This window comes from Mesorhizobium comanense (assembly GCF_005503535.1).
GTDB classification, from domain to species: Bacteria; Pseudomonadota; Alphaproteobacteria; order Rhizobiales; family Rhizobiaceae; genus Mesorhizobium; species Mesorhizobium comanense.
In genome coordinates this window covers 351,067-367,251 of sequence record NZ_SCNN01000003.1, presented here as the reverse complement: position 1 = coordinate 367,251, position 16,185 = coordinate 351,067, and the positions used below count along the sequence as shown (strand labels likewise).

General features: G+C 62.9%; 14 protein-coding genes and 2 pseudogenes. 9 read left to right on the top strand and 7 right to left on the bottom strand.

Features of this window, described 5'->3' with window-relative positions; genetic code table 11:
* Positions 1 to 30: 30 nt before the first annotated feature.
* The 5 genes from FFS37_RS08455 to FFS37_RS08435 form a co-directional block, all read right to left on the bottom strand.
* The gene (locus tag FFS37_RS08455; RefSeq protein ID WP_137930472.1) at positions 31 to 1,044 is read right to left on the bottom strand and encodes an ABC transporter substrate-binding protein; all 1,014 of its coding nucleotides are present in this window, start codon (positions 1,042 to 1,044) and stop codon (positions 31 to 33) included.
* An 86-nt stretch (positions 1,045 to 1,130) separates the two neighbouring features.
* Positions 1,131 to 2,021: an SMP-30/gluconolactonase/LRE family protein gene (locus FFS37_RS08450; RefSeq protein WP_137930471.1), complete on the bottom strand. Its 891-nt coding sequence runs from the start codon at positions 2,019 to 2,021 to the stop codon at positions 1,131 to 1,133.
* Positions 2,021 to 2,215 (bottom strand): tautomerase family protein, encoded by a 195-nt coding sequence (locus FFS37_RS08445; RefSeq protein WP_137930470.1) that lies wholly within the window; start codon positions 2,213 to 2,215, stop codon positions 2,021 to 2,023. The genes FFS37_RS08450 and FFS37_RS08445 overlap by 1 nt, the downstream gene beginning before the upstream one ends.
* A 136-nt stretch (positions 2,216 to 2,351) precedes the next feature.
* Positions 2,352 to 3,089, bottom strand: a complete 738-nt coding sequence (locus FFS37_RS08440; RefSeq protein WP_137930469.1) for a response regulator transcription factor — start codon at positions 3,087 to 3,089, stop codon at positions 2,352 to 2,354.
* A complete protein-coding gene (locus tag FFS37_RS08435) occupies positions 3,089 to 4,351 on the bottom strand; it encodes a GAF domain-containing sensor histidine kinase (protein WP_137930468.1) in 1,263 nt (420 codons plus the stop codon). The genes FFS37_RS08440 and FFS37_RS08435 overlap by 1 nt, the downstream gene beginning before the upstream one ends.
* Before the next feature lie 216 nt (positions 4,352 to 4,567).
* Between FFS37_RS08435 and FFS37_RS08430 the strand changes: the two genes are divergently transcribed.
* From FFS37_RS08430 to FFS37_RS08390, 9 genes and pseudogenes are all read left to right on the top strand, one after another.
* A complete protein-coding gene (locus FFS37_RS08430; RefSeq protein WP_137930467.1) occupies positions 4,568 to 6,970 on the top strand; it encodes a glucan 1,4-alpha-glucosidase in 2,403 nt (800 codons plus the stop codon).
* 49 nt (positions 6,971 to 7,019) lie between these two features.
* A complete protein-coding gene (gene gnd / locus FFS37_RS08425) occupies positions 7,020 to 8,036 on the top strand; it encodes a phosphogluconate dehydrogenase (NAD(+)-dependent, decarboxylating) (protein WP_137930466.1) in 1,017 nt (338 codons plus the stop codon).
* 22 nt (positions 8,037 to 8,058) lie between these two features.
* Positions 8,059 to 9,435: a glucose-6-phosphate dehydrogenase gene (zwf, locus tag FFS37_RS08420; RefSeq protein WP_137930465.1), complete on the top strand. Its 1,377-nt coding sequence runs from the start codon at positions 8,059 to 8,061 to the stop codon at positions 9,433 to 9,435.
* Positions 9,436 to 9,465: 30 nt separating this feature from the next.
* Positions 9,466 to 10,170, top strand: coding sequence for an ROK family protein (locus tag FFS37_RS08415; protein ID WP_137930464.1), 705 nt, complete (start codon positions 9,466 to 9,468; stop codon positions 10,168 to 10,170).
* Between the two features lie 216 nt (positions 10,171 to 10,386).
* A complete protein-coding gene (locus FFS37_RS08410) occupies positions 10,387 to 10,851 on the top strand; it encodes a MucR family transcriptional regulator (RefSeq protein WP_137930463.1) in 465 nt (154 codons plus the stop codon).
* Positions 10,852 to 10,973: 122 nt separating this feature from the next.
* Positions 10,974 to 12,074, top strand: a complete 1,101-nt coding sequence (locus FFS37_RS08405; RefSeq protein ID WP_137930462.1) for an aminotransferase class I/II-fold pyridoxal phosphate-dependent enzyme — start codon at positions 10,974 to 10,976, stop codon at positions 12,072 to 12,074.
* A 152-nt stretch (positions 12,075 to 12,226) separates the two neighbouring features.
* Entirely contained in the window at positions 12,227 to 13,465 is a 1,239-nt protein-coding gene (locus FFS37_RS08400; RefSeq protein ID WP_137930461.1) for an MFS transporter, read from the top strand.
* Between the two features lie 223 nt (positions 13,466 to 13,688).
* Positions 13,689 to 13,967: pseudogene (locus FFS37_RS08395) on the top strand (MFS transporter); the annotation flags it as partial.
* Between the two features lie 212 nt (positions 13,968 to 14,179).
* Positions 14,180 to 14,782 carry a hypothetical protein gene (locus FFS37_RS08390; RefSeq protein WP_137930460.1) on the top strand — a complete coding sequence of 201 codons (603 nt, stop codon included), beginning with the start codon at positions 14,180 to 14,182 and terminating at the stop codon, positions 14,780 to 14,782.
* A 100-nt stretch (positions 14,783 to 14,882) separates the two neighbouring features.
* Here FFS37_RS08390 and FFS37_RS08385 read toward each other — a convergent pair whose 3' ends face one another.
* Together FFS37_RS08385 and FFS37_RS36135 are read right to left on the bottom strand one after the other, a co-directional pair.
* Entirely contained in the window at positions 14,883 to 15,800 is a 918-nt protein-coding gene (locus FFS37_RS08385; protein WP_232375604.1) for an ImmA/IrrE family metallo-endopeptidase, read from the bottom strand.
* A gap of 63 nt (positions 15,801 to 15,863) precedes the next feature.
* Positions 15,864 to 16,073, bottom strand: a pseudogene (locus FFS37_RS36135) (ImmA/IrrE family metallo-endopeptidase); the annotation flags it as partial.
* Positions 16,074 to 16,185 lie beyond the last annotated feature (112 nt).

Here is a 16,185-nt window from a genome sequence, read left to right as displayed (position 1 = left end):
CGCTCGGCGATACGGACGGCAACGCCATCATCACTTGATGTTGGCCTTGATGGCGGCGATGGCGTCTTCCTGGCTGTATTCGTGCGTCGCGACGCCGCCTTCCTTGATCTTCGGCAGCGCGGCCTCGAAATCGTCCTGGGTGAAGGCGAGATAGGGCACCAGAAGGTCGTGCGGAATGTCCTTGCGGCCGTCGAGCACCTGCTGCGCCACCCAGAAGGCGAGCGACGACACGCCGGGCGCGATCGATGCAGACCAGGTCTGGTAGCCGTCCTTGTCCTTCTGTTCCTTCCACCATTTCAGTTCGTCCTGGCGGTTGCCCATGATGATGGTCGGACGCGGCTTGCCGGCGGCGGCGAAGGCCTGTGCCGCGCCATAGCCGTCGCCGCCCTGGTCGACGACACCGACGATCTCGGGCAGCGAGGGCAGGATGGTCGCGACCGCCTTCTGCGCCGTGGTCTGGTCCCAGTCGCCGGTGACCGAGCCGACGATCTTGAACTCGGGATGGGCGGCAACCCCCTCCAGGATGCCGGCATGGATGGCGTCGTCGATCGAGGTGCCGGCAAGGCCGCGGATTTCGAGCAGGTTGCCGCCCTTCGGCTGGAACTTGGCCATCTGCTCGACTTCCTGCTTGCCCATGTCCTTGAAGTCGACGACGACACGGTAGGCACAGGGCTCGGTGACGATGCCGTCGAAGGAGACGACGACGATGCCGGCGTCGCAGGCCTGCTTGATGGCGCCGTTGAGCGCATCCGGCGAGGCCGCGTTGATGACGATGGCGTCATAGCCTTGCAGGATCAGGTTCTGCACCTGGGCAGCCTGGGTCGGCACTTCCTTGTCGGCGGTGGTGAAGATGTCTGCGGCGCCGACGATCTTGTCGTCGACCGCCTTCTTGGTGACGATGCCGTAGCTGTCGAGCATCGCCTGGCGCCAGGAATTACCGGCATAGTTGTTGGAGAACGCGATCTTCTTGCCGCTCGTGTCGGCAAGCGCGGTGCCCGAGGCGAGCATCGCCGCCAGAGCGCTCAGGACGAGTAGTTTCTTCATGTCGATTATCCTCCCAGATGTTGACTGCTGCACTTCCATGGATCCTTGCGGACCGGCTTCACTCCCGTCTCACGCGGGCATACGGCTCAAAACAGCCTGAGCCCCGGCACGCGCACCCTCAACCGGTAGAGCGACGTCGAGGCTGCAATGTATAGGCTTCGGAAATCGTCATCGCCGAAGGTGAAATTGGCACAATATTCAGGCGTCGCGATGACGCCGAGAAGTTCGCCCGAGGCATCGAAGACATGGATGCCGCCAGGCCCGGTGCAATAGAGGTTGCCGCGGCTGTCGATCTTCATGCCGTCCGGCGAACCCGGCTCGTCGCCTTCGGTCACCGCCCACACCGCACCGCCATTGAGGTCGCCATTCGCCTCAACGCCGAACACCCTGACATGGCCGCGTTCCGTGTCGTTGACGAACAGCCGCGATTCATCGAGCGAGAAGCAGAGCCCGTTCGGCTGCACGAAATCGTCCGCCAGCAAGGTCAGCCGGCCGCCGTCGCCGTCGATCCGGTAGACGCCCTGGAACGACAGTTCCTGCGGCCTCGGCACGCCATAGAACTCCACCCGGCCATAGCTCGGATCGGTAAAGTAGATCGACCCTCCGGTGGCGACGACGATGTCGTTCGGACTGTTGAGCTGCCTGTCCCGGTAATGGGTGGCGAGAATGGTCGTGGTGCCGTTCGGTTCGGCGCGTGTCACCCGGCTGGTCGCGTGCTCGCAGGTCACCAGCCGGCCTTGGCGGTCGAGCGTGTTGCCGTTGGCCATCCCGCTGGGCTCCCGGAACAGCTCGATTGCGCCCGAGGCGAGCCTGCGATGCATGCGGCCTGCCGGAATATCGGAAAAGACCAGCCATTTCTCATAGGGATGCCACACCGGCCCCTCGATGAAGCCGTAGCCCGTGGCGAGCCGTTCCATCGCCGCGTTGCCGACGACGTCGTCGAAGCCGGATCGATGGGCACGCGCCTGGATCGACATTACGCGTTCTTCGGCTCGCGCACCGGTGCGCCGCCCACGAACCAGTCGCTGCCCGGCACATCCTCGATCACCACCCAGATCGCTTCCCTGGGCAGTTCGGCGATCTCGCTGATCGCATCGGTGACGCGGCGCGAAATCTCGTTCTTGCGCTTTTGCGAATGGCCCTCGAGTATCCGTATGCTGACGAACGGCATGGGCACCTCCCCGATATTTGTCCGTTTTTCTTTTTGTAGGACAAAAACCTAGTCAGGATGGAAGCCGGGCGATACCGGTCTATGCCCATCGCCGACTGTGGTTTTGCACAGTCGGCGCGATGCCTCCTTGGGAGGCCTACTCCTGCAAGGGTATCGCCTGCGCCAGCCAGGCGTCGAGCTGGTCCTGTTCGCGACGCAGGGCATCGACGTTGACCAGGCCCCGCGCCAGGGCGAGGTAGATCGCCCGCGTGCGGGAGTTGAAGACGGAGGCCTCGCCCGCGCCCTCTTCCGGCGGCGCGATGCCGAGCTTGTCGTAGACATGCTTGATGCGGCTTTGCGCGCCGCGGATCGACAGCCCGCGCCGGGCGGCGATCGCCCGGTCGGTCAGGCCGAGCGCGATGTCGATCAGGCTTTCGTACTCGCCATCGGTGATGCCCTCGAACCGGTCCTGGACGCGATGCTGAATGCCTCGTATCTCGCGGTCGATGATGCAGTGACCCTCACGGAACACGCCGCGTAGCGCCGAGCGCATGCCTTCCTCGGTCGCCGATTTCAGCACATAGCCATAGACCGACCCCGGCGGCACGATGCGCGCCACGCCCCGCACATAGGCCTCGTCGGCGAAATTCGACCAAAACAGGATATGCGTGCCGGCGCGGCGGCTCCAGATGGCACGAGCCACCTCGATACCCGTCGCCTTGGGCAATTGCAGGTCGAGCACGACATGCGGCGGCTCGTGCTCTGCCGCCAGGCTGATGGCGTCCTGCCCGTCGCCGGCTTCGATCACCTCGACGTCATCAGGCCACAACTGTTCCACCGTGCGCCGCGCGAAGCTGCGGTGCAGGCCGTCGTTCTCGGCAATCATGACCAGCATCAGACCGTCTCCACCACCGCCCGTTCAGCCGGAATTATCTTCGCGTTCCTCGGTGGCGTGCGATCGATCTCGATCACCACGCGCGTGCCGCCCTTGCGGCTGACCGGCTCGAAGCGCAAACGCGCGCCGACCAGCGCCGCGCGCGTGTGCATGTGGCCGATGCCGCCCTGGGCGGCGGGGTCCACGGCGCCGCAGCCAAGCCCGTCATCGGTGACCACGACCCGGAACACGCTGTCGGTCGATGACAGCTGCACATCGATGCGGCCCGGTCCAGCATGGCGCACGGCATTGTTGATGGCCTCCTGGACGATCCGGTAGAGCGCCGTGCGCAGCGTTTCCGACATGGTGTCGGCGCTGCCGTCGCTGCTGTCGGCGATGCGCACCGCGATAGGCGGCTTGGCTCTTGCCACGCTGCGGTTGAGATGCGCCTCGACCGCGTCGCGCAGGCCGAACAGTTCGAGCACGCTCGGACGCATGTCGTCGACGATGTGGCGCAGTTCGGCAAGGCAGCCGGCGATCTCCTGTTCGAGATCGGCAAGCTGCGCCGCCCGCGCCACGCCCCGGCTGCGGAACGCCGACACCTGCCGCGCTATGCGGGCCAGGTCGCCAAGCGTCTGGTCGTGCAGGTCCATGGCCATGCGGCGACGCTCGCGCTCCATGCCCTCGGTCAACTGCGAGGCACCGACCCTCAGCAGCTCGGCGTGGTTGCGCGCATCGCTCTCGGCCAGCATGGCGCGGCGCGCCTCTTCGGTCTGGATCAGCGCGAAAATGTAGGGACCGATCAGGTCGGCGCATTGCTGGGCGACCTGCACATCGGCCTGCGTGTAACATCCAGCCTCGTGCCGGCTGATGTTGAGCGCGCCGATCACGCTGCCCCGCGCCCTGAGCGGCACGATGATGCGGCTGCGCAGCTTGGCGGCGAAGATCGGCTCGTCGAAGGCGCCCTCGAAGTGGAAACGATCGTCGGCGAGCGCATTGTCCGACAGCAGGTAGGGTGTATGGCCCCACAGCACGCAACGAATGGGGCTGCCCTCGACCGGATGCTGGGCAAGCTCGCTCCAGCTGGTATGGAAGCCGGCTTCGTAGCAGGCATGCATGCGCCCATCCAGCGTGAGCACCGCCAGGTCGATATGGTCATGGGGAATGAGCGTGCCGATCTCGATCGCCGTCGCCCGGAACGCGGAACCCGGATCGATGTGGCCGGCCAGCGCCCGCGAGATCGCCAGCAGCCGGTCGATCAGTCGGGCAGATACCTCCGCCATGTCTCCTCCCTACCGCCTCGCTGTACGCGACACCGCAGCGCATGGCACTGCGGCGTGACCCTTTTTGCGTATTCCTCCCAGCTTCTCGAAATAGTGGCCGCTTGATGGTACCGCTGTCAACGTCGGCTGACGCTGCGGCACCGGCGATCAACTTGCGGTGCGACGATTGAAAAGCCGTCCGCTCCTGGTCTAGGAACGGCGGCAGGAGGCCAATGCATGGCAGTGACGCCGACGGTTGCTCAGGGCGCCCCGGGGATTCCGGCGCGATGGACATCAAGCGCCAAGAGCGGCGTCGGAACCGCGCTTTCAGCCAAAAGCCCGCTCTGGTTCACCATCAGCCACGGCATCCTGAACGAGATCTACTATCCGCGCCTCGACAGCGCCTGCACCCGCGACCTCGGCCTGATCGTCACCGGCCCAGACGGTTATTTCTCGGAAGAGAAGCGCGATGCCGCGCATGCGATCGAGCCCTTCGAGGCCGGGGTGCCCGCCTACAGGCTGACAAACACGACTGATGTCTATCGGATCGACAAGCGCATCCTCGCCGACCCGGCCCGCCCGACATTGCTGCAGGAGATCACCTTCACGCCGCTCAAGGGCTCCGCCGGCGACTACCGCGTCCATGTGCTTCTGGCGCCGCATCTGGTCAATGCCGGCATGGGCAACACCGCCTGGGTCGGCGACCACGAGGGCAAGACGGTGCTTTTCGCCTCGGGGCGAGGCACTTGCCTGGCGCTTGCCTCGTCGCTGCCCTGGGGCAACTGTTCGGCCGGCTATGTCGGCTTCTCCGACGGCTGGCAGCAGCTGCACAACACTGGCAAGCTCGATCCCGCCTGCCAGCGCGCCGAGGACGGCAATGTCGCGTTGACCGGCGAGATCGGCTTCACGCCTGCGAGCAACAAGGCCTCGCTGGCTCTGGGCTTTGGCGCGACGCCCGCCGAGGCCGCCGGCAACGCCCTTGCCAGCTTGAAGCGAGGCTTCGAACCAGCGGCGAAATCCTATGTCGCCAACTGGCGCAAATGGCAGCACGGCCTGCAGCCTCTCGACCGGCCCGGGACCAACAGCTACCGGACCAGCACGGCGGTCCTGGCGACGCACCGGTCGGTCGCGACACCAGGCGCGGCGGTCGCCAGCCTGTCGATCCCGTGGGGCTTCAACAAGGGCGATGACGATCTCGGCGGTTACCATCTGGTCTGGCCGCGCGACCTTGTCGAGACGGCGGGCGGCTTTCTCGCCGCCGGCGATGCCGCCTCGGCGCTGCAGATCCTAGAATATCTGCGCTCCATCCAGCAGCCGGACGGCCACTGGCCGCAAAATGCCTGGCTCGACGGGTCGGCTTACTGGCCCGGCATCCAGATGGATGAATGCGCCTTCCCTCTGCTGCTGGCCGATGCCTTGCATCGGGCCGGCCATTTGCCGCGCGCAAGACTGAAGACTTTCCAGCCGATGATCGAGAAGGCTGCCGGCTATGTCACGCGCAACGGACCCGTCACCGGCGAGGACCGCTGGGAGGAGGATGCCGGCTTCAGCCCGTTCACGCTCTCGGTAGAGATCGCCGCGCTGCTTGCCGGCGCCGACCTACTCGACGCCTGCGGCAAGAGCGGGGAAGCGGCCTATCTGCGCGAGACCGCCGACTGCTGGAACGACCAGGTCGAACGCTGGACCTATGTCACCGGCACCGATGTCTGCAAGGCCGTGGGTGTCGAAGGTTACTATGTCCGCATCGCGCCGCCCGACAGCGCGGAGGCCGGATCGCCGAAGGACGGTTATGTCCCGATCAAGAACCGGCCGCCGGGCGACGCAGACCGGCCCGCGCAGGAAATCGTCAGCCCGGACGCGCTGGCGCTGGTGCGCTTCGGCCTGAGGGCGGCCGATGATCCGCGCATCGCCAACACGGTCAAGGTCATCGATGCGCGGTTGCGCCGCGACCTGCCGCAGGGCCCGCTCTGGTATCGTTATGACGGCGACGGCTATGGCGAGCACGAGGACGGCGCCCCTTTCGACGGCACCGGCCAGGGACGACCCTGGCCCCTGCTGGCCGGTGAACGCGCCCATTACGAACTGGCGGCTGGCCGCAAGGACGCCGCTCTCGGTCTGCTTACGGCGCTGGAAGGTTCGGCCGAGCCCGGCGGCCTGCTGCCGGAGCAGGTCTGGGACGGCGCCGATCTGGCCGACCGCGAATTGCTGCATGGCAGGCCCTCGGGCAGCGCCATGCCGCTGGTCTGGGCCCATTCCGAGCACATCAAGCTCTTGCGCTCACTGCGCGACGGCGCCGTTTTCGACATGCCGCCGCAAGGGGTGAGGCGCTATGTCGAGGACAACACCACGTCGCCCTTCAGGATATGGCGCTTCAACAACAAGATCCGCGGCTTGCCTGCCGACAAGGCATTGCGCATCGAGCTTCTGGCCGCCGCCACGGTTCATTGGAGCACCGACAACTGGGCCAGCGCCCACGACAGTAAGACGCGGGAGAACGCATTCGGCATCCATCTTGTCGATCTGCCCGTCACCAGCCTCCCCAGCGGAAGCTCGCTGATCTTCACTTTTTTCTGGCCCGGGACCGGCGATTGGGAGAATGTCGACTTCTCCGTCATATTAGGCGACCGGGACAGCCAGTAGACCTTTCTCCAGGAAATCCAGCACTCTTTCAGGAAACAGGGACGAAACCATGCAGATCGGAATGATGGGACTGGGCCGGATGGGCGCCAACATGGTGCGCCGCCTGATGCGCGACAAGCATGAATGCGTCGTCTACGACATCAACCCGGCCAGCGTCGCGGCGCTGGCGACCGACGGCGCCATTGGCGCCGCCTCGATGGAGGAGTTCGTCGGCAAACTCGCCAAGCCGCGCTGCGTCTGGCTGATGCTGCCGGCGGCGATCACCGGCAAGATCGCCGACCAGGTCGCGGCGCTGATGGAACCCGGCGACATCATCATCGACGGCGGCAATTCCTACTACCACGACGCCGTCGACCAGGCGGCCGAACTAGCGGCCAAGGGCCTGCACTATGTCGATGTCGGCACCAGCGGCGGCGTCTGGGGCCTCGACCGCGGCTATTGCCTGATGATCGGCGGACCCGATGAAGCGATCCGGCATCTCGATCCGGTCTTCGCCACGCTGGCGCCGGGCCTCGACGCCGGCGCGCCCACTCCGGACAAGGCCGCCGGCACCGCGCCCTATGGCTATCTGCATTGTGGACCGAGCGGCGCCGGCCATTTCGTCAAGATGGTTCACAACGGCATCGAATACGGCGTCATGGCCGCCTATGCCGAAGGCATGAACATCCTGAAGTCGGCCAATGCCGGCAAGCGTCAAAGGACGGCGGACGCCGAGACCAGCCCGCTGGAAAACCCGCAATACTACCAGTTCGACATCGACCTGCCTCAGGTGGCCGAGGTCTGGCGCCATGGCAGCGTCATCGGCTCGTGGCTGCTCGATCTGACCGCCGGCGCGCTGAAGAGCGATCCGGGTCTCGCCCAGTTCGGCGGCCGCGTCTCGGATTCCGGCGAAGGACGCTGGACGCTGAAGGCGGCGATCGACACCGGCGTGCCGGCGCCGGTCCTGTCCTCGGCGCTGTTCGACCGCTTCTCCTCGCAGGGCGAATCCGAATTCGCCGACAAGCTGCTGTCCGCCATGCGCTACGCCTTCGGCGGCCATGTCGAGAAGCCCAAGGCCGGCCAGTGACGCCACAGCGGGAGACGCAAGCATGAGCCAGGAACGGTCCGACACGCTGGTGCTCTTCGGAGCGACCGGCGACCTCGCCCACAAGAAGATATTTCCGGCCCTCTACCAGATGGTCGCCAAGGGCACGCTCACCGAGCCGGTGATCGGCGTCGCCTTCGACGCCTGGGACCTGAAACAACTGCAGGACCGCGCCCGCGACGGCATCGTCAATGCGCTTGGCCAGGTCGACGAGAAAGTGTTCGCAAAGCTCGCCTCGCAGCTGCGTTATGTCAGCGGCGATTACCGCGACCCAGCCACTTTCGAGAAGTTGAAGACCGCGCTGGGAAGCGCGCAGCGGCCCCTGCACTACATGGCGGTGCCGCCGACCATGTTCGAGACCGTCGTGCAGGGGCTGGAGCAATCCGGCACCGCGCATGGCGCAAGGCTGATGGTGGAAAAGCCCTTTGGCCACGACCTGCAATCGGCGCGCTGGCTGAACCGGGTGCTGCACCTGGTGTTCGACGAACAGTCGATCTTCCGCATCGACCACTATCTCGGCAAGGAAGCGATCCAGAACCTGCTCTATTTCCGCTTTGCCAATTCCTTCCTCGAACCGATCTGGAACCGCAATTTCGTCGAGAGCGTGCAGATCACCATGGCCGAGGATTTCGGCGTCGAAGGGCGCGGCAAGTTCTATGACGATGTCGGCTGCATCCGCGATGTCATCGAGAACCATCTGCTCAACATCCTCCTGCTGCTCGCCATGGAGCCGCCGGTCGGCCGCTCCGCCGACGACCTGATCGACGAGAAGGTGCAGGTGCTCCGGGCGATCCGGACCCTGACCAAGGATGACGTCGTGCGCGGCCAGTTCACCGGCTATCTCGCCGAGCCCGGCGTGAAGCCGAATTCGCCCGTCGAGACTTTTGCTGCGGTGCGTTTCTTCGTCGACACCTGGCGCTGGCAGGACGTGCCGTTCTTCATCCGCGCCGGCAAGAACATGCCGGTGCATGTCACGGAAGTGGTGGTGCGGCTGAAGCGGCCGCCGCTTGACGTCTTCGACCCGATCAAGCCCGCCGACCACAACTACGTGCGCTTCCGCATCGACCCGCAGGTGATGATCGCCATCGGCGCCCAGCGCAAGGCGCCCGGCGACGACATGATCGGCGAGCAGGTGGAACTCACCGCGCTGGACGACTCGAAGGGCGACATGCCGCCCTATGAGCGGCTGATCGGCGACGCCATGAACGGCAACGGCCAGCTCTTCACCCGGCAGGACGCCGCCGAACTCGCCTGGCGCATCGTCGGCCCGGTGCTCGGCGACACCACGCCGCCACACATCTACGAGCCAAAGACCTGGGGGCCGGCGGACGCCATGGCCGGCTTCGGCCCGCCCAATGGCTGGATCGACCCGGTGGCATGAACGCCCGGATGGCATCAACGGAGGGACGCAATGGCCAAGGCGGTGAAGAAGACGGCATCCGGTCCGGAAAAGGTCGTGCTGGCGATCGACATTGGCGGCTCGCACGTCAAGATCCTCACCAGCGCCGGCGGAGCAGAGCGCCGGGCCGATTCCGGCCCCGGCCTGACGCCGAGGCAGATGATCGACAAGGTGAAGGCGCTCGCCGAGGGCCTGTCCTACGATGTCGTCTCGATGGGTTATCCAGGCCCGGTGCGCCAGAACAAGCCGACGCGCGACCCCATGAACCTCGGCAAGGGCTGGGCCGGCTTCGACTTCGCCGCCGAATTCGGCAAACCGGTCAAGGTGGTCAATGACGCGCTGATGCAGGCCATCGGCAGCTACGAGGGCGGCCGCATGCTGTTTCTCGGGCTGGGGACGGGGCTGGGCGCCGCGATGGTGCTCGACAATGTCGGCCAGCCGATGGAGCTGGCCCATCTTCCCTACAGGAAGGGTGCGAGCTTCGAGGACTATGTCGGCGAGCGCGGACTGGAAAAACGCGGCAAGAAGAAGTGGCGCAAATATGTCTTCGACGTCGCCGAGCGGCTGCGCGCCGCCTTGCAGCCCGACTATATCGTCATCGGCGGCGGCAATGTCGACAAGCTCGACGAACTGCCCGCCGGATCCAGGCGCGGTGACAACACACGCGCCTTCGAAGGCGGATTTCGTCTGTGGCGAGACAAGGCGCTGATCGTCTGATATTATTACAGTTTAGTATAGTTGTTCAAAATACCGTGTGGCGCCACATCAGTGATTGCGCCGCCCAGATTTGCCGACTACGAATTTCGTCAAAATTACACTGCAACGCGCCCAAGGCACACGTGAGAGCCGCTCCAGCACTTTGAATTGGGGCGGCGGCGCTTCGAAAACGATCCCGATTTTCGAAGCCACGCGTCATAGACGGAGGAAATAGATTTGACCGACGATAGCAACGAAGCCCGCAAGGACATCGACCTTCTGGAGCTGACCGCCCATATCGTATCCGCTTACGTCGAGAAGAATCGCTTGCCCGCCTCCGGCCTTGCGGATCTGATCGCCAGCGTCGCCACCTCGATCGGTGGCCTCGGCAAGCCGGCTGTCCCGGTCGCCGAACCGCTGGTGCCTGCGGTCAACCCCAAGAAGTCGGTGACGCCGGATTTCATCATCTGCCTCGAGGACGGCAAGAAATTCAAATCGCTGAAGCGTCATCTGGGCGTCCATTTCGGCCTGACGCCGGACGCCTACCGCGCCAAATGGGGCTTGCCGTCGGACTACCCGATGGTCGCCCCCAACTACGCAGCCTCGCGTTCGGAGCTGGCGAAGTCGATCGGCCTCGGCCGCAAGGCCGTCGAGCCGGCGCCCGCCAAGGCCAAGGGCCGGAAGGCCAAGGTCTCGGCCTGAGCGGTCGACGCTGAGCCAACAATTAGAACGACTGGAATAGAAGCCTGCCGGCGAAACCGCCTTGGCAGGCTTCGTGTTTTTGTGGCTTGGATGAACCTTGGAAGTTCTTTGAGGGGGAAGCCATGAACTACACCAGGATGGTCATCGAGAAAGAGGCGCCGGAGGAATACGGCTACGACCGTATCCGCTACAATCTTTCGGAAAGCTCGATCGCCGACCAGAAACTCTCCGACATCGGCCTGTCCGTACCCGACCTGACGCTGTTCTATGGCGAGCACCGTGGCGACAAGGAATTGCGCGCGCTGGTCGCGGCGCAGGATGCCGGCATCTCGCCGGACGATGTGCTTGTCACCGCGGGCGCCGCCGGCGCGCTGTTCATCATCTCGACCTCGCTGCTGTCGGCGAGCGATCATCTCGTCGTCATCAGGCCCAATTACGCCACCAACATCGAAACCCCGCGGGCGATCGGCTGCGCCATCAGCTTCGTCGATCTCGGCTTCGAGACCGGTTTCGCGATCGATGTCGAAGCCGTCAAGGCCGCGATCCGGCCTAACACCCGGCTGATCAGCGTCACCTGCCCGCACAACCCGACCGGCACGATGATGTCGCGCACCGACCTCGACGCGCTGGTGGCGCTGGCTGAAAGCCACGGCTGTCATCTGCTGGTCGACGAGACCTATCGCGACCTTTCCTATGGCAGGCGCCTGCCATCGGCGGCATCGCTCAGCCCTAAGGCGATCAGCGTCTCGTCGCTGTCGAAGGCCTTCGGCATCCCCGGCATCCGCATCGGCTGGCTCATCACCTGCGACGCGCAGCTCCAGGAGACCTTCCTCGCCGCCAAGGAGCAGATCGGCATCTGCGGCAGCGTCATCGACGAGGGCATCGCGCGCGGCATGCTTGAGCGGCGCGACGCGTTCCTGGCGACCTTGCTGCCCGAAATGGCGAAACGTCGCGATATCGTCCAGGCCTGGATCGACAAGGAGCCGTTGGTCGACTGGGTCCGGCCGGAAGGCGGTGTCGTCGGCTTCCCGCGCCTCAATGTCGAGCCCGGCTTCGACCTCGACCGGTTCTATGTCGAGCTGCTGGAGAACCACGGCACCTATGTCGGTCCCGGCCACTGGTTCGAGATGGAAAAGCGCTTCTTCCGCGTCGGCTTCGGCTGGCCGACCGAGGCCGAGCTGAGGGGCGGACTGGACGCCATTTCGGCCGCGCTGCGCCGGTAACTTCCTCGTGCGGTCGTCGGTGCGCGGTGAAAGGCGCTTGATCCCGGCCGCATTCTGACGCATATGCGCGCCGAACTTGATCAAGTTTCATTGGCCGGAACAGCGCCCGTTCGGGAAGTGCCCCGCCGGCCAGCGCATCGGGGCCTTTTTCCATGACAGTCGAACAAACTTCGCCGGAACAGCGCTACGCCGCGTTCCGGCACAAAGCCTTCCTCAGCTACTGGGCGGCGCGTTTCCTCACCACCTTCGCCACGATGATCGTCTCGGTCGCCGTCGGCTGGCAGGTCTACGACCTGACGCGCGATCCCTTCGATCTCGGCATTGTCGGCATCGTCCAGTTCCTGCCTTCGCTGCTCCTGGTGCTGGTGACAGGCGTCGTCGCCGACCGGTTCGGGCGCCGGCTGATCATGACCCTGTCGACACTGGTCGAAGGCGCTTGCGCGCTGGCCCTGCTGATGCTGACGCTGCGCGGGCTGACCAGCCCGCTGCCGATCTTCATGGTGCTGGTCCTGTTCGGCATCGCCCGTGCCTTCTATGGTCCCGCGTCGTCTTCGCTGTTCGCCAACCTCGTTCCGCCGGAAGACTTCGCCAACGCGATCGCCTGGAATTCGTCGGCCTGGCAGACGGCAACGATCATCGGCCCCGTCGCCGGCGGCCTGCTCTACGGTGTTTCGCCGGAGGTCGCCTATGCGACGGCGGCCATCCTGATGCTGGTGGCGGCGCTTTTGATCTTCACCATTCCCAGGCCCGCCCAGCAGACGGCCACCGACAAGCCGACGATGGAAACCCTGTTTGCCGGATTCCGCTACATCTGGAGCGAGAAGATCGTTCTCGGCGCCATCTCGCTCGATCTCTTCGCCGTGCTTCTCTCCGGCGCCTCGGCGCTGCTGCCCGTCTATGCGCGCGACATCCTGCAGCTCAGCCCCTGGGGCCTCGGCCTGCTGCGCTCCGCGCCCGGCATCGGCGCCATCTGCGTGGCGGTCTGGCTGGCCGGCCACCCGATCCGCGATCATGCCGGCAAGATCATGCTGAGCTTCGTGGCCGCGTTCGGGGCCTGTACCGTGCTGTTCGGCCTCTCCACCCTGACCTGGCTGTCGATCGCGGCACTCGCCCTGCTCGGCGCCACCGACATGTTCAGCGTCTATATCAGGGAAACGCTGATCCAGCTGTGGACCCCGGACGAAGTGCGCGGCCGCGTCAACGCCGTCAACCAGGTCTTCGTCGGTGCCTCCAACGAGGTCGGCGAGTTTCGCGCCGGCACGATGGCGGCACTGATCGGCACGGTTCCGGCGGTGGTGGTCGGCGGTATCGGCGCCGTCGCGGTCGCGGGGCTGTGGGCCTGGCTGTTCCCGGCACTGCGCAAGGTGCGGCACTTGAACGGGCGGAATTGATCGGCCGCCGGATTCGGTGATCAAGCGGACCAGGCTGCGCCGAAGCCAGCTGATGGGATCGGCCGGCCAAACGGCCCGGTCAAGATAATATCTGAGTTGGGGCCGGCTGCTGAATGTCGGGTTTTGCACGCCGGCTTACAGGCTGTGCGCGGGAGAGCCAATTCCCTTGCGGTGTCGCCCCGCTTGCGACAGGATCGCCGCAACAGGAGGCCAGCCTATGACGCTTGGCGCCACCGACATATTCAGCGTCTACATCCGGGAACGCTGATCCAGCTAAGGACGCCGAACGAAGCGCGCGGCCGCGTCAACGCCGTAAACCAAGTCTTCGTAGGCGCCTCCGTCGGCGAATTCCGCGCCGGCACCATGGCGGCGCTGATCGGCACGGTTCCGGCCGGTGTGGTTGGAGGGATCGGGGCTGTGGCCGTGGCGGGGCTGTTGGGCGTATCTGTTCCCGGCGCTGCGCAAGGTTCGGCATTTGAATGGGCGGTTTTGCGTGGAATAGTTCTAATTCTGAAAATGCGTTATTTATCAATTTGCTGATTCTTGATCGTCTCTCAACTTACACTGATCCTCGACGGTGCAGAACTTAGCGGCTTTCTTCTGGATTTTGGGTCGAGTACAATACCAGAACAAATTTCGGTCGGGTCATATTGGTCGATTTTAGCTATTTCGATTCGCGGCAGTGATGATTAAATCCGGAGGACGGCACGCGGAATGGCTAAAATTGCATTGCTGGATCACCAGTCCAGGTGGAGCGTTCTTCGACGATTGGGAAATTCGCCCGTTGCTAAAGCTACCATTGCGGTGCCGCTGGTCGGGTATCTCCTGCTCTTCAACGCGGAGATTGCGAAGTTTCTCAGGTTACACAGCGACTTTTGCCAGCCGGCTGAATGTGTTCCATCGCTTCGGCTCTTTCTCCTATATCTCGGGTCCTGTTCGATCGCGGTAGGTGCGGCGCTGTACAGCTTGAGATGCCCAGCGCTGATTAAGAAGTACGATTCGGCGGCCGCCTTTTTCGACGCTGAGAAGGCCTATTTCTGTCAGCCGCGAAATCTCGAATATCTGCTGAGATTGATCGAGTTGGGGACCGAGGCCGAGCCTCTCGCTCACGACGCGGCCAATTTCAAATACGATGAGGGAAGAAGCAAGGTCGATCCGGGTACCTTGGCAGATCCAATGGGAGAGCTCTATCGGCTCCTCAATGTCTCGCGTCTGGGAAGCAGGACGGCCGCACTTATTTCATACTCTCTCGGTATCTTGTTGCTTTTCGTCCCCACCGCAATGACGTTCTTCCAAGTGATCGTCGCCTTCGTTTAGGAGAGCGCTGCCTCGTAACTCCCTATGTAATCGACCTAGCGCACAGTGCGGTTATCCGAGTGTCTTGGGCGCATGCCTGTTTACGGCTTTCGATGAGTATTTAGCGGCCAAGTCTAATAGTACCTTTCACCAGCCGCGCAGTCGACGATGGCTGGCGACTCATTCTTTGATCAATGAGAAAGCCCATGGTTCTCAATTTTATCTCGACCACACGTCTCGAGACTCCAAAATATGATGATAGTTCCTGCAGCAATTGGTTATAAGGAACAAAATTGCACGGCTGATCATCGACAAATATGTAGCCATGTCCTCGATCTCGGATGTCGAATTTTTGTCGGGCTACATTAACCGCGACGCAAAATACGTGATTGGGCAGAATAATGTTGGAAGAGAAGTAATTGGCCTGAAATTCAAGGCGTTCATAGTCAAAAATGCCCTCGCTCTCTGTGTTGATAAAAAGGTCCCTCTCAACAATTGTCTCTGATCGTAGGTAAGTATCATGCTTCAAGCAAAAATGGCCAATCTCGTGCCCTAGTGTAAAGCGCTCTCGGTTCTTGTCCGCATGGAAATTTATCTGGATTGATTTCCGATCAAAATTTGCTGAACCGAGTACCTGTTTTCCTTCCTCGTTCTCAATCACCTGCTCGCTAAATTTTAGGTCTATGTGAAGAATTGAGCAAATTCTTTGGAGGTCGACTGAGCCAAGTTCGTAGCCGACCTTCTCCAGCATCTCGCCGGCCGATTTTTCTATATATTCAGCGGAAAGATATGGCACAGAAACTCTGGCTGATTTATCCTCAACTTCAACATTCAATGCTGGCCCTGGTTGAAGGCTACGAAAAAAATGATTGATGGTGCCGAAGAACTTTCCGTCATGAAAAGCTGAGAATTTCAGAGATTTGACAGGGCGTTCGCTTTGGAAAATTTGCGACTTTACGAAACGGCCCTCTAAGCAATAACGGATGCTGCGGTCAGCTACAACTTCGAGTCCTGACTGATCATATTTCACGATCCCCATGGCTCTGCTCCGGGCGATGCTATCAGCACCCGATTGCAATCGTGAAGATACGACTAGAACGCCTTTAGCTGCATGCCGAAATATTCGCGTAAGTTTGTCCGAGAAATCGGTTACGCACGTCTCGGGAATGCCGCCTTCATAGTTCTTGCACTCGAAAACAATATAGGAAAACGGCTTATTTCGCCCCCTCTGAGAAATCTCTATGACAATATCAAATTGAACGTCTGCCCCTCGCTCCTTACAAAAATACCCTTTTTCCTGAAAATTGTACAATTCTCGGGTGAATAAAGCCCATAGAGAAGCTCGCCGTTATTTTTTTGTTCGACAAGATATTCGTAGAAGCTAGCTTCTAGATCGTCACCTTTTTCAGATGTATTCACGAGAG